Here is a 13,775-nt window from a genome sequence, read left to right as displayed (position 1 = left end):
GACGGGTCGCGGCGACGATACCCCAATCGGGCGCCGCGTCGAACGGACAATGGGTGTCGGGGAGGGCATTCAGGGGGATGGCTTCAGGGGGATGGCTTCAGGGGGATGGCGGTTCGCCGACGAAGCGTTCCACCGCCTGCATCGCCCGCTCCACCGCCGCGGCCAGCGCCGCCACCCGGTCCCAGGAGGCATCCTCCGTCACCGCCTGCTCCAGCGCCTGCGCCGCGTCGCCGAGCGGCTTCGCCCCGGCGTTGCGGGAACAGCCCTTCAGATTGTGGGCGGCGGCGCGGACCGCCGACCCGTCCCGCGCGGCGGCGGCGGCGCCCAATTCGTCGGCGATGTGGCGCCCGATCCCGGCGAAATCGTTCAGCAGCTCGTCCATCAGCGCCCGGTCGTCGCCGCAGAGCCGGCGCAGCACGTCGAGGTCCACGGCAGGTTCATCGGACACCGGCGGGGAAGGGGCGGGGGCGACGGGCGACGGGATTGGAAGCGCGGGCGGCAGGAAGCGGTCGAGCACAGCGGCGAGCTTCGCGAGATCCAGCGGCTTGCTCACCGCCTCGTCCATGCCCGCCGCGCGGTAGCTTTCGATGTCCGCCGGGGCGGCGTTGGCGGTCAGCGCGACGATCCGCAGATGCTCGCCGCTCGTCCGCTCCGCCGCGCGGATGCGGCGGGTCAACTCGAACCCGTCCATCTCCGGCATCTGGATGTCGGTCAGCAGCAGGGCGTAGCGCCGCCGCTCCAGCGCGGCCAGCGCCTCCGCCCCGCCGTTGGTCATCTCCGCCATGTGGCCCAGGGTGGAAAGCTGCATCTTCAGGACCTTGCGGTTGACGGCGTTGTCCTCCGCAACCAGGATCAGCCGCCCGAGCGCCTCCGCTTCGGCGATGGCGCCCTCCAGGTTCATCGGGGCGCCGGGCTCCTCGGCCGGCGGGCCATCGGACGGCACCGGGTCCGGCATGGCGCGCCCGGTGGCCACCGCCACGGCGCGCACAAGGGGGGCGCGGCGGACCGGGCGGCTCACCGGCACCGGCCCGCCCGTGCCGCGGTCGCCGCTGTCCGCGGGGTCCTGCAGCAGAACCGTGGGCACCCGCGGCTCTCCGACGCGGCGGCCCAGCAATTGCGGCGCCTGGGCGGCGGCGGGGGTGTGAAGCGCCTCGTCCACCACCACGACGTTCAGCGCGCCGCGCTCCGCCTGCGCCAGGCGGGCCTGTTCGGCCAGGGCGCCCGGTTCCCCGGCGGTCAGCACGCGCGCCCCGGCGGCCTCCAGATAGCGGGCGACGATCCGGCGCTCCACCGATTCCGGCAGACCGACCAGAACCGTCAAGCCCGAGAGGTCCGGTTCCTCCGCCGATGCGGCGGGCTCGGGCGGAGCGGGGGGCGCCGCGGCGGCCAGCGTCAGGTCCACCCAGAAGGTGGAGCCCGCCCCCGGCGCGCTGTTCACCCCGATCTCTCCGCCCATCAGCGCGACCAGCCGCCGGCTGATCGACAGGCCCAGCCCGGTGCCGCCGAAGCGCCGGGCGGTCGAGCTTTCCGCCTGGGTGAAGGGCTGGAAGAGCTGGTTGCGCGCCGTCTCGGAAATACCGATTCCGGTGTCCGCCACCTCGATGCGAAGCCGGGCGATGCCGTCCCGCTCCGCCGTCAGCGTGGCCTGCACGACGATGCGCCCGCGTTCGGTGAACTTGATGGCGTTGCCGCACAGGTTGAACAGGATCTGGCGCAGCCGCACCGGGTCGCCGGTCAGGGCCGGCGGGATCGCCGGTTCCACATAGGTCAGCAGCGCCAGCCCCTTGGCCCGCGCCGCCGGGGCCAGCGTGTCGGCCACCCCTTCGACCAGGGCGGGGATGGAGACCGGCACCTGCTCCAGGTCCATCTTGCCGGCCTCGATCTTCGAGAAATCGAGGATGTCGTCGATGATCCGAAGCAGCGAGGCCGCCGATTCCCGCATGGTCGCCACGGTGTCGCGCTGCCCGGCGTCCAGCGCCGTGCGCTCCAGCAGCTCCAGCATGCCCAGCACGCCGTTCATGGGCGTGCGGATCTCGTGGCTCATGGTGGCGAGGAAGACGGACTTGGCGGAGTTCGCCTGCTCCGCCTGTTCCTTGGCGACCTCCATCTGGCGCTCGGCCAGTTTGCGCCGCGTGATGTCGTAGACCCAGGCGAGATAGACCGGGCGCCCGTCCAGCGTCGTGGGGTCCACCGACACCAGCGCCCAGAAGGTCGAACCGTCGGCCCGCCGCACCCGCACCTCGGCGTCGCGCAGGGCGCGGCGGAAGAAGGTCCAGTGGGTCTCGTGCGCCTCGGTGTTGTCCGGTTCGATGAAGAGGGCGGCGATGGAGACGCCGGCCAGCCGGTCCTTCGGCACGCCCAGCAGATGCACCAGCCGGTCGTTGCACATGACGAGGACGCCGTCCTGCGTGTAGGCGCAGACGCCGACCGGGCTCGATTCCAGGATGGCGCGCATCTGCTCGCGGCCCTGCCGCAGCTCGTGCGTGCGTTCGGCCACCTTGGTCTCGATGGAGCGGATGTAGTCGTAGGCGCGCAGCGCCGCGATCACCGCCGTGAACAGCCCCTCCGCCGACAGGTCGGCCTTCGACTTGTAGTCGTTGATGTCGCAGCCGACGATCACGTCGCGCTGCGGCGCCTGCCCCGGCTGGCCGGTGCGCAGGATGATGCGGACCTCCAGGTTGGCCAGTTCGCCGCGTATCCAGCGGACCAGCTTCAGCCCGGCGTCGTCCTCCTCCATCACCACGTCCAGGAGGATGACGGCGATGTCGTGCCGGTTGCGCAGCACGGCGCGGGCCTCCGCCGCGGAACGGCAGCCGATCAGGTCCAGCCGGCGGCCCTGGAACTCCACGTCGGCCAGCAGCAGGGCCGTCATGGAGTGGACGTCCTCCTCGTCGTCCACCACCAGGACGGGCCAGGGCGCGATGCGGTCCCCGGCGTCGCCCTCCTCGTCGGCGAACAGGATTTCGTCGTTGTCCGGCATGATCAGGTCGTCGGTCATGCTGCGTCCGTCATGCGTCGTCGGTTTCGGGGGCATTCCCCGCGGTCCCGGACATCCGGGGGGCCGTGGTGGGAATCCGCAGGGTGAAGGCGGTTCCCCCGTTGGAGGGGTGGCCGGAAGCCGGGCTCTCCACCGAGATCCGCCCGCCCAGCGACTGCGTCACGAGGTTGAAGACGATGTGAAGGCCGAGCCCGCTGCCCCCGGTGCCGCGCTTGGTCGTGAAGAAGGGTTCGAACACCTTCGGCAGATTGTCCGGGGCGATGCCGACCCCGTCGTCGGAGAAGCGGATGTCCAGCTCGCCCTCCGGCAGCTCCTCCACGGTCAGTTCCATCCGCCCCTCGCGCCCGTCGGGGAAGGCGTGGGTCAGCGCGTTCATGACCAGATTGGTGATGACCTGGCTGAGCGCGCCGGGATAGCCGTCCAGGGTGATGCCCTCCGGGCAGGCGATGGTCACCTTGTGCGGGCTCTTGCGCAGGCGCGGCCCCAGCGAGGTGATGATCTCCTCCAGATAGGAGTGCAGGTCGAAGCGGCGGCGCTCCTGGCTGGTCTGGTCCACGGCGACGCGCTTGAAGCTCTGGATCAGCTCCGCCGCGCGGGTCAGGTTCTGTTCGATCAGGCGCGAGGCCTCGCCCGCCGCCGCGACGTAGGCGGTCAGGTCGGACTTCTTCATGGCGCCCTTCCCGAAGGCGTCGGTGAGGTCCCGCGTCTTCGACGCCAGATGGGTCGAGCAACTGTAGGCGATGCCCACGGGCGTGTTGATCTCGTGCGCGACGCCGGCCACCAGCAGGGCGAGCGAGGCCATCTTCTCCGCCTGGACGAGGCTGTCCTGGGTTTCCTTCAGGTCGGCGTAGGCGGCCTCCAGCGCCTCCATGGCGTGGAACACCTCCTCGGCGGAGCGCGCCTCCACCGTCACGTCGGTGAAGGTGCGGACGAAGCCGCCCTCCGGCAGGGGATTGGACCGCACCTCGATGATCGTGCCGTCGGGCCGCCGCCGCTTGAAGGCGAAGGGCTGGTCGGGCACCACCGCGGTCTCGTCCAACTCCAGGTCGGGGTCGATGCTGAAATCCTCGAAGGCGCCCTGGGCGCGCTGGAGCCGCACGATCTCCGGGAACAGCGGGTTGCGGGCGAGGAATCCCGCCGGCACGTCCAGAAGCTCCGCCGCGCGGCGGTTGGACATCACGACCCGCAGGTTGCGGTCCACCATGATGATGCCCTGGTCGGTGTTGTCGAGCGTGATCTGGAGGATGTTCCGCTCGCGGGCGAGGTCCCGCTCGGCCTGCATGCGCTCCGTCACGTCGGACATGGTGCCGGTCAGCCGGACCGCCGTGCCTTCGGCGTCGCGCAGGGCGGTCGCCCGGTCCTCGATCCAGATCCACCCCCCGTCGCGCCGCCGCATGCGGTAGACGGTGGCGTAGGCGCTGTCCTCGTTGCGCATGCGATTGCGGGATTGCGCGATGACCTGCCTCCGCTCGTCCGGGTGGATCAGCGATTCCCACGTCGCCACGGTCATCGCCAGTTCGGCCGGACCGTAACCCAGCAGGGCCGGGAACTCCTTCGACCACCAATACTGGCCGGTCCGCAGGTCGTAGTCCCAGACGGAGGAGCGCGTGGCGGCGATGGCCAGCCCCAGCCGCTCCTCGCTCTGGCGCAGGGCGGCCTCCTCCTCGTCCAGGCGGGTCAGCATGCCGTTGTAGGCGGCGATCACCCGCCCCAGCTCGTCGGCGGAGGACCAGTGCACGGGCTGGCGCAGATGCTCCTGCTCCGCGGTGCGGATCGACGCGATCAGCCGGCCCAGCGGCACGCCGATGGTCAGCCGGTGCGCGGTCAGGGCGGTGACCAGCGTGCCGACCAGCATCAGCAGCAGAAGCCACAGGGTGTTGACCATCTCCTGCCGGATCTGCTCGTCCACCGAGGCGTAGGAGAAATGGAGCGTCAGCGTGCCGAGACGCCGGTTCTGCACCTGGATCGGACGGCGCACGGAGTCGTGCCCTTCGAAGGGGCGCCCGGCGAAGGGGCGGCAGTCGGCGTCGGGCCAGGCGAAATAGCCGTCGGCCAGTTCATCCGCCACCTCGATGCACAAAAGCTCGCGGTTGACGGAGATCGCCTGGATGATGTTGCGGATGGCCGGGACGTCCACGGCCCACAGGCTGGAGGACAGGGCGACGGCGTTGATCTCCGCCACCGCCTCGATCCGGTCGCGCAGGGCGCCGCGCAGATCCTTGTACTTGCCGTAGAAGAAGATCGAGGAAAAGCCCAGCGTGGTCAGCATCAGGATCGGAATCAGGATCAGCAGGAACTTTGCCGACACCGTCGGCACCGTCTTCCACGCCTGCTCGATCACCGTCATGAAGGGCATTCCGAACCCGGGGCCGCACCCGGGGCGGCCCGGCGGCACGGCGCCGCCATCCCGGGTCCTTCGGTTGTACTCTCAAGGCGGGCAGGTCGTCCATAGTGTGAGGCTCGTGAAAATTCTTTCCCTAGTTGGAGAAAGTGACGCAATGGACGCTTGAAGCTTGAGGGGTCCGCAGCCTTGCACTACTGTTCGCGGGAGCCGCTGCGGCGGTGCAACACAAGAGGATGTCATGAACTTCCAGGTGCGCCGTTCTCCCGAAACCATCGAGGTGCTCCTGAGCGGCCGGTTGGAGTTCACCGACCACGACAGCCTTCCCGACATCGTGGACCTGCTGAACGGGGACGCGCGCCGTTTCATCCTGGACATGGAGGCGCTGGACTTCATCGACTCCGCGGGGCTCGGCATGCTGCTGATCCTTCAGGAGGAGGCGGAGCAGCGCAACATCAAGATGATCGTCCGCAAGCTGCGCGGCGATGTGCGGCGCTCCTTCGATCTGGCCCGGATCGGTGAAATCGTCACCATCGAGGAGTGAGCGGGACATGAACGGCTCCGCTGCTTCGCCCGCCTGCCCGGCCGCCGACGCCACCGGCGAGGTGCGCCCCTTCAGCGTGGTGCGGAACCGCGTGCCGGCGGACGTCGCCGCGCGGGTCGCCGCGCGCTTCGGCCTGACGGGAGACGGCGCGGACCGCTTCGCCGCCGCGGTGCTGCTGGCCAGGGCCGACCGGGACATCGTGCGCGACGCCTTCGGGCTCAACAGCTTCCTGACGGTCGAGCTGACGGAGCGGGAGGACGGCACCGGCACGCTCGACGCCGACTGGCTGGGCGCTCCGCCGGTGGAGCAGGGGTTCTATCTGTCGCTGACCACCGGCACGGCCTATGGCCTGCAATGCGCGGTGCTGGTCTGCGACGAGCTGGCGCGGCGCGGCGTGCTGACGCCGGAGCGGCGCGGCAACATCGAGCTGTGCCTGCACGAGGCCATCGCCAACGCCATCGTCCACGGCAATCTGGGCATTCCCAGCGCCACCAAGGAACAGCCGGAAGGCTATCGCCTGTTCAGCCGGCTGCTGCGCGAGCGGCTGGGCGATGGCGCGGCGCGGCAGCGGCGGATCGACATCTTCGCGCGCTGGAACGGAGAGACCCTGATCATCGCAGTCGTGGATCAGGGCAACGGGTTCGACACCACGGCCCTGCCGCGGGACACCGACAGCGGCGCCCATTCGGGACGCGGATTCCTGTTCATGCGGGCGCTGGCCCGGCGGATCAACGTGACCGACGGCGGGCGCTGCACCCTGCTGCAGTTCGACCTGTGACGGGCGGGCGGGTCCGCGCATGGCCATTTCGCTCGCCGCCAGCCGTGTCCTGATCGTTGACGACAACGAGTTCAACAGGAAATCGCTGTCCCTGATGATCCGCCGCGCCGGGCTGACGCAGATCGACTTCGCCGAGAACGGCGTGGAAGGGCTGCGCAAGGTCGAGAGCTTCCGGCCCGACCTCGTCCTGCTGGACGTCAACATGCCGGTGATGGACGGGCTGGAGATGTGCCGGCGCCTGCGCGAGCGGTTGACCCACGAGGAACTGCCGATCCTGTTCCAGACCGCGCTGGACAGCGACGAGGAGCAGGTGCGCTGTTTCGAGGCCGGGGGAAGCGACTTCATCTCCAAGCCGATCCGGCCGGGGGAATGCGTCGCCCGCGTCCGTCACCAGCTCGAAAAGCGCAAGCTGTTCACCGACCTCGCCAATTTCCGCGGGCGGGTGGAGCGGGAGCTGAAGCACGCCAAGGCGATGCAGCTTTCCCTGCTGCCCGAGCCGAAGCGGCTGCAGGCCGTCGCCGAGCGGTACGAGCTGGTGCTGGACGCCCATTTCGAGACCTCGTCGGAACTGGGCGGCGATTTCTGGAACGTCTACCCGCTGGACAGCCACCGCGTCGCCTTCCTGCTGGCCGATTTCGCCGGCCACGGCATCACCGCGGCCATCAACACCTTCCGCCTGCACACGCTGATCGACCGCTTTCCCATGCAGCATGTGCCGCCATCGGAATGGTTGGCCGGGCTGAATCTCGCGCTGAAGGACGTGTTGCCGACCGGGCAGTTCGCCACGGCCTTCTTCGGCATCCTGGACCTGCACACCGACACGCTGACCTACGCCTCCGCCGGAGCGCCGAACCCGGTGGTGGCGGTCGGCGGGGAGATCCGCCTTCTCGACTCGGCGGGGCTGGTGCTGGGCGCGTCGCGCCGCGCCGTCTACGCCGACCACAGCCTGCGCCTGCCGCGCGGGGGGTGCCTGTTCCTCTACAGCGACGCGCTGATCGAATGCAGCGGTCCGGACAAGGGTCCGGACAGGGGCCCGATCGGGCAGGATGGGGTGCCCGACCTGCTGCGCGGCGCCATGGCCGTCAACCGCGCCCGCCCGCTGGGGCCGCTGCTCGACCGCTTCTACGCCCGCACCACCCTGCCGCTGCGCGACGACCTGACCGCCGTGTGGATCGCCCGCCGGGCGTGAGGGGGCCTTTGGAAGCCTATGGAAAGGAAAAAGCCGCCGCGGTTGCCCGCGGCGGCTTCGATGCCTGGAGGGAGTGCCGGTTCAGGCCTGGGTTTCGGACGCGGCGTAGCGGCGGCGGACCCACATCACGCTCTTCAGCGCCAGGATCGTGACGCCGATGCCCAGCGCGACGAGGAGAAGGATCTTCGGACCGTTCTCGCCGATGGCGGCGGCGGCCTCGCCGAACAGGTAGCCGGCCCCGGCGAAGCTCCAGGCCCAGATGCCCGCGGCGATGAAGTTCCAGAACAGGAACTTGCGCCAGGGCATGCGCGAGGTGCCGACGGCGACCGAGGCGATGTTGCGCACCCCGTACAGGAAGCGGAAGACCAGGATGAAGCCGACCCCATAGACTTCCAGCCAATGGAGGACGCGCGCCGCGCGGGCCTCCGCCGCCGGGAAGCGGGCCAGCGCCTTGCCGCCCCATTTGCGGCCGATCCAGAAATAGCACTGGTCGCCCAGGAAGCTGCCGCTCCAGACGGCGGCAACCAACCAGTAAAGGTTGATGAACCCAAGGTGAGCGCCCATCCCGCCGAAAATGACGAAGGTCTCGCCTTCGAAAAAGGCCCATATGAAGGCCAGGGGATAGAACGCATCGCCCCATTCCTGGAGCCAGGTCATCCAGTCCAAAGCACCCTCCCCGCGGGTCGTTCCTTTTGGACCCGGACCTCGGGAAGCGCGCCAGGGAAAAGCAGGCGCCGCCGATGGTCGGGCTTCAGACACATCATTGCACACAAAGGCGCGTCTTGTCGCGCAATCATTCCCGAATCGGGATGAGGCGACAGCGCAAAGTTGGGGTACGCAACGATCCTTTGCGAAGGGATTATTTTGTGTCGGGGTGTGTATACCCTGGGGTGGTCAGCCGTCCTCGCCCGACAATTCCCCCACCGCCTGACGGGCGGCGCGCAGCAGCAGGGGGTTCGGTTCGGCGGGGCCGTCCTCCCCATTCTCGGCCCCGTCCTCGTCCCAGGCGCCGGGGGCGGCGCGGCGCTTCAGCTCGCGTGCCGCCTCGACCAGCAGATGGGCCAGCTTCTGGTCGGGCAGGGCCAGCACCAGCGCCCGCAACTCCGCGTTCGTCAGGGCCGCCGGGTCGAAGTCGGCGCGCGGGGCCATCGGGACGGGCGGCGGGGGGACGAGCGCCAAGGTCAGGGGCGGCACCGTCGGAGCCGGCGGGGGAACGTCTTCCCGCACCATATCGACGGCCACGGGCGCCGCCACTGTGGTGGCGCGGGACCGGCGCGCCGGTTTGCGCGCCCGCTCCGTCTCGGGCAGGCTTTCGAACAGGGAAGGCTGAAGGAGGGGCGTGCTCATCCGGTTTCCCGCTATCCGTTCACCGGTGGTTTGCGAAGTGTTCTCTTTTCATTCTAGAGAACGGGCGCCGGAAGTCGAGCGGAAACTTTTCCGGCGGGTTCTCGGCGAGGGGATAAATGGATCAGGCGACCGCTTCCAGGAACCGTTCGGGGCGCAGGACGCGCGTCCGGCCCACTTGGCGAACGGACAGAAGCTGGCGGTCCACCGTCACCAGCCAGTCGGCGTCGGCGGCCAGAGCCACGGCCAGGAACATGTCGTCGTCGGGGTCGCGGCACAGCCGTCCGACAGGCGCGGGCTCGACCCGCCGGGCCTCCGCGGCAAAGGTGGCGAGGAAGGTGGCGCGCTCCTCCGCCGGGCGGTAGCGGTCGAAGTCCGGGCGCATCAGCACCTCCCGCAATTCGGCCAGCGTGGCGTCGGACACGAAGGCGGCTCCGCGGAGCCGAACGGCCTCCACGCTGCCGTGGATGGCCATGCTGCGGCGCGGCACCTCGGCGCCCAGCAGGGCGTAGCCGACGAGAATGTTGGTGTCCAGAACGGCCCGGAAGGGCCGGTCAGCGTAATGGGGGCGGGCGGTCATGGCGGCAGCATAGGGGCGGAGCGCGGCGCCGGGAACCCGCACCGTTACGGGCCGCCTTGACGTGGCGCCGGTGGCGGACCTATCTTCGAAGGGTGTCGTGGTAAGCGTGCGCAAGCACCGCAACCGCCGCCCGCTCAGGAGGGGCTGTATGGCCCCGTCAGTGACTTCAGGCGGGATCGTCGGCGGCGCGCCGACACCCAATCAGGAGCCGTCCCTCGGGGCGGCTCTTTTGGTTCGGGCAACGGTCGTCAGGCGGTCACCGGTTCCAGCCAGTGCGGTCGCCGGTCCTTCAACTCCAGCGGGCGGACGGCGACGAGGCCGGCGGCCAAACCTTCCGCGAAGCCGCGCCGGGCGCGCGCCGCGGTCAGGTCGCGGTAGACGGTGTTCGCCAGGATGTCGGCGATCTGCACGCCGTCGCTGGCCGCGCTGTCCACGAACTGGACCGCGATGCGGTTGGCCCCGCTGCGGTTGGCGAGCGCCGCGGCGATCCGCCGCTGCGCGCGCTGGCCCTGCGAGCCGTGATAGCGCCGGTCCACCGTCACCGCCAGCGCCGCGGCGCCGGTCCCCAGGGTCAGGCTGCACTCCACCATCAGCTCCGCCCACAACTCCTGCTCGTCCAGGGCGCCGATGGCCCAGTTGCCCAGCGGGTCGTGGCCGCTGCACACCGCGGCGGCGGCGGCTGGAACGGCGTTGCGGCCCAGAAGGTCGAGGAACAGGGCGCGGTCGCGGTCGGACAGGCGGCTGCCCTTCACCTCGCCGCGCAGCCCGGTGGCCTTGCGGAAGCTCTTCATGAGGCGCGCCGCCCGGTCCGCCGCCAGCGGCACGGCGACGGCCAGGAACAGGCTGTCGTCCCGTCCCGCCCCGCCGGATTCGTCACAGAAGACGTGCATGCATGTCAACCCGCGCGGGTCAGCAGCAGCGCCGTCAGGTCGTCGTCGATGGGGCCGGCGGCGCGCAGGCGGTCCAGAAGCCCGCCGAGGAAACGGTGACCGTCCGCCTCGCCCATCCGCTCGGCGACCATGGCGGCGAGGCCCGGCTCGTCCAGCACGTCGTCGCCGACCGGGATCTCGATGGCGCCGTCGGAATAGAGGAACAGGCGTCCGCCCGGCGGCAGGGGAACGGAGCGCTCCTCATACTCCGCCGAGGCCAGCAGGCCGAGCGGCAGGCCGGCGCTGTCGCCCAGCAGCGGCGCGGAATCGCCCGGCGCCCAGACCATCGGGCGCGTCGATCCGGCGGAGGCGTAGACGAAGCGGTTCTCCGCCGGCTCGATCACCCCGGCCAGCATCGTGGCGAACTGCCCGTTGGGAAGCAGCGCGCACAGCCGCCGGTTGATCGTGGAGAGGAAGGCTGCCGGCGTCATGCCGGACACGTCCATCTGCTGGCAGATCGCGTGCAGGCGGAAGGTGTTCAGCGCCGCTCCCACGCCATGGCCGGAGAAATCGACCATGTAGAGCATGGTCCGGCCCGGTCCCTGTTCCCCGCCCCGATCCCCGCTGTCGTGCCGCAGGTCCCAGAAGTCGCCGCCCAGCTCCGACGAGGGGGCGAAATGGGCGGCGATGCTCACCCCCGCCGCCGCCTCCACCTCGGCCAGCCGCTCCGGCGAGGGCATGAGCCGTTCCTGCATCTTGCGGGCGAGCGACAGCTCGCTCTCCGTCCGCTCGTGGAAGCGCTGGAGGTCGTGCAGGAGCGTCCGGTTCTGCAGATGGATGCGGACGCGGGCCAGCAGCTCCACCGCGTTGATCGGCTTGGTCACATAGTCGGTGGCCCCGGCGGCGAAGGCCTTGGCGCGGTCCTCCGCCCGGTTCAGGCTGGACTGCACCAGGACCGGCAGATCCTTCCAGGCGGGGATCTGGCGCAGGCGCCGGCACATCTCGAACCCATCCAGGTTCGGCATCATCAGGTCGAGCAGGATCAGGTCGGGCTGGAAGGCGTCCAGCCGGGCCAGCGCGTCGTTGCCGTCCTCCGCCATGTCGATCCGGCTGACCCCGCCGCGCTCCAGCAGGGCCTGAAGCAGGTGGCGGTTCACGCGGTTGTCGTCCACCACCAGGACGCGGGCCGTTTCCAGACCCGGGGCCTCCAGCAGGTCACTCATCGGGCACCCCCGCGCTCGATCCAGACCAGCGTGTGGTCGTCGCGCGGCACCTCGCCCTGCGCGGCGGCCAGGGCCGCGGTCACCGCCGCGAAGGCGTCGCCGCCATCCGCGACGGTACGTTCCGCGACCGCGCTCCGCAGCAGCCCGGCAAGGCCGCCGCCGGCGCCGTCCAGCGCGTCGAGCACCGCGGTGGAATGCAGGACCAGCACGGAGTCCGGCGGGAAGGGCAGGGTCCGCGCCTCGTAGCGGGTGCCGGCGGCGACACCCGCCGGCGGACCGGCGCCCTCGCCGAAGGCCAGCGGCGCACCGTCCGGCAGAGTCCGGGCCGGCGGGATCAGCACCGGCGGGGCCGCCGCCGCGGCGGCGTAGGTGAAGCGCTCCGCAGCCCCGTCCACCACGCCGTAGATCACCGTGGCGTGCTGTCCAAGCTCCAGCAGGCTGACGGCCCGCTCGTTCAGTTCGGTCAGGAAGGCGTCGGGCCGCTCGCCCAGACGGGGCGCCAGCTCGTGGATCAGCGTGTGCATGCGGAAGGCGTTCAGCGCCGCCGACACGCCGCGCCCGGCCATGTCCAGCAGGAACAGCCCGAACCGCCCGCCCGCCAAGGGCAGCACCCCCCAGAGATCGCCGCCCATGTCGGAGGAGAGCGCCGTGTGGGACCGCAGCTCGACCCCGGCGCTCTCCTTCAGCGAGGCGCGCAGGGACGCGGAGGGCAGGAGATGGTCGTACATGGAGCGCGCCATCGCCAGCTCCCCCTCGACCCGCGCGCGGTAGGTCTGGAGGTTGCGGATCAGCACTCGGTTCTCCAGGTGGATGCGCACGCGGGCCACCAGCTCCATCCGGTCCAGCGGCTTGGAGATCAGGTCGGTGGTGCCGGCGGCGAAGGCCCGGTTGCGGTCGTCGCTGGACGACAGGGCGGTCTGCACCAGGACCGGCAGGTCGGCGTAGGCGTGGTCGGCGCGCAGGCGGCGGCACACCTCGAACCCGTCCATCCCCGGCATCATGATGTCGAGGATCAGCAGATCCGGCGCCTGCGCCGCGATCTGGGCCAGCGCGTCGAAGCCGTCCCTGGCGTAGGCGATGTTCCCGAATCCGGCTTCGGTGAGCAGGGCGCCGATCAGCGTGCGGTTGAAGTCGGTGTCGTCCACCACCAGGATGCGGCAGGCGGCGATGGCGGAGTCCATCAGAGGGGGAACCTCATGCGGATGCGCCGCCCGCCGTCGAGAAGCTGAAGCTCCTCCACGATGGCGGCAATCAGGTCCAGCCCGCGGCCCGAAGCGCCGTAATCGATGCGCTCCGGCCGGGCGAAGCCGGTTCCCTCGTCCGCGACCTCCACCACCACGGCGGCGCTCTCCACCCAGACGGCCACCTCGATCCGGCGGCCGGCGAAGGTGGGATCGGCCATGCGCGCGGCCAGATCGTGGGAAAAGCGCTCCAGCGCCTCCACGCTCAGCCCCTTCATGCCCTCGACCTGGAGGTTGCCGTGGACCACCGCGTTGCTGATGGCCTCGTGCAGGGCCAGCTCCATGTCGTCGCGCTGGGCGTCCGGCATGGGGTGCAGCGCCGCCAGCGCGTTCAGGATGCGCCCGGCCAGATGCAGCCGGTTGGCGGTCGCCGTCGTCACGCAGGCGAACAGGTCGGCGCGGGTGGCGCGCCCGGCGGCGTCCGCGATCTGCGCGTCGGTCAGGCCGGCGACCTCGATCCAGGCCCCATAGGGCCGCTGCCAGAAGTCCGGCGCCTCGACGGCGTCGGCGTCGCCCACCAGCAGCAGAACGGACGGGCCGAATCCTTCCCCCGCCGGGGAGCCGGGCTGCCAGGGCGGAAGCCGGAGCGCCGCCGACAGCCCTTCCAGCCGGTCGGGCGGCACGCCCAGGCCGTGCAGGGCGGCGACGTGGGTGGGGGAGGGGACCAA

Annotated in this window: 12 protein-coding genes; 3 read left to right on the top strand and 9 right to left on the bottom strand. The window is 70.6% G+C overall.

Translation table 11 applies throughout. The annotated features are described in order from the left end of the window. Positions 1-97: 97 nt before the first annotated feature. On the bottom strand, positions 98-2,998 hold the full coding sequence (locus DS843_RS23345; RefSeq protein WP_149471236.1) for a hybrid sensor histidine kinase/response regulator: 2,901 nt from the start codon (positions 2,996-2,998) through the stop codon (positions 98-100). Between the two features lie 10 nt (positions 2,999-3,008). Continuing rightward, positions 3,009-5,345, bottom strand: a complete 2,337-nt coding sequence (locus DS843_RS23340; protein WP_149471235.1) for a PAS-domain containing protein — start codon at positions 5,343-5,345, stop codon at positions 3,009-3,011. A 235-nt stretch (positions 5,346-5,580) separates the two neighbouring features. Between DS843_RS23340 and DS843_RS23335 the strand changes: the two genes are divergently transcribed. The 3 genes from DS843_RS23335 to DS843_RS23325 are packed head-to-tail and all read left to right on the top strand — an operon-like array spanning position 5,581 to position 7,850. After that, positions 5,581-5,883: an STAS domain-containing protein gene (locus tag DS843_RS23335; protein ID WP_149471234.1), complete on the top strand. Its 303-nt coding sequence runs from the start codon at positions 5,581-5,583 to the stop codon at positions 5,881-5,883. A gap of 7 nt (positions 5,884-5,890) precedes the next feature. Next, positions 5,891-6,661: an ATP-binding protein gene (locus DS843_RS23330; protein WP_149471233.1), complete on the top strand. Its 771-nt coding sequence runs from the start codon at positions 5,891-5,893 to the stop codon at positions 6,659-6,661. Positions 6,662-6,680: 19 nt separating this feature from the next. Further along, complete coding sequence (locus DS843_RS23325; RefSeq protein ID WP_149471232.1) at positions 6,681-7,850, top strand: PP2C family protein-serine/threonine phosphatase; 1,170 nt, start codon at positions 6,681-6,683, stop codon at positions 7,848-7,850. 81 nt (positions 7,851-7,931) lie between these two features. Here DS843_RS23325 and DS843_RS23320 read toward each other — a convergent pair whose 3' ends face one another. The 7 genes from DS843_RS23320 to DS843_RS23290 all read right to left on the bottom strand — a co-directional run bounded on the left by DS843_RS23320 (position 7,932) and on the right by DS843_RS23290 (position 13,775). Continuing rightward, positions 7,932-8,507 carry a DedA family protein gene (locus DS843_RS23320; protein WP_286192272.1) on the bottom strand — a complete coding sequence of 192 codons (576 nt, stop codon included), beginning with the start codon at positions 8,505-8,507 and terminating at the stop codon, positions 7,932-7,934. A 237-nt stretch (positions 8,508-8,744) separates the two neighbouring features. Continuing rightward, a complete protein-coding gene (locus DS843_RS23315) occupies positions 8,745-9,197 on the bottom strand; it encodes a hypothetical protein (RefSeq protein ID WP_149471230.1) in 453 nt (150 codons plus the stop codon). A 121-nt stretch (positions 9,198-9,318) separates the two neighbouring features. Further along, positions 9,319-9,774, bottom strand: a complete 456-nt coding sequence (locus tag DS843_RS23310) for a putative toxin-antitoxin system toxin component, PIN family (RefSeq protein ID WP_149471229.1) — start codon at positions 9,772-9,774, stop codon at positions 9,319-9,321. Positions 9,775-10,022: 248 nt separating this feature from the next. Continuing rightward, a complete protein-coding gene (locus DS843_RS23305; RefSeq protein ID WP_149471228.1) occupies positions 10,023-10,664 on the bottom strand; it encodes a DUF3800 domain-containing protein in 642 nt (213 codons plus the stop codon). Between the two features lie 5 nt (positions 10,665-10,669). Continuing rightward, positions 10,670-11,866, bottom strand: a complete 1,197-nt coding sequence (locus DS843_RS23300) for a PP2C family protein-serine/threonine phosphatase (RefSeq protein ID WP_149471227.1) — start codon at positions 11,864-11,866, stop codon at positions 10,670-10,672. Then, positions 11,863-13,047 carry a response regulator gene (locus DS843_RS23295; RefSeq protein WP_149471226.1) on the bottom strand — a complete coding sequence of 395 codons (1,185 nt, stop codon included), beginning with the start codon at positions 13,045-13,047 and terminating at the stop codon, positions 11,863-11,865. The genes DS843_RS23300 and DS843_RS23295 overlap by 4 nt, the downstream gene beginning before the upstream one ends. Continuing rightward, positions 13,047-13,775 carry an ATP-binding protein gene (locus tag DS843_RS23290; protein ID WP_167525434.1) on the bottom strand — a complete coding sequence of 243 codons (729 nt, stop codon included), beginning with the start codon at positions 13,773-13,775 and terminating at the stop codon, positions 13,047-13,049. The genes DS843_RS23295 and DS843_RS23290 overlap by 1 nt, the downstream gene beginning before the upstream one ends.

The organism is Roseomonas genomospecies 6 (assembly GCF_008365375.1).
Lineage (GTDB): Bacteria > Pseudomonadota > Alphaproteobacteria > Azospirillales > Azospirillaceae > Azospirillum.
The sequence above is the reverse complement of the archived record's forward strand: the minus strand, read 5'-3'. Positions and strand labels throughout refer to the sequence as shown.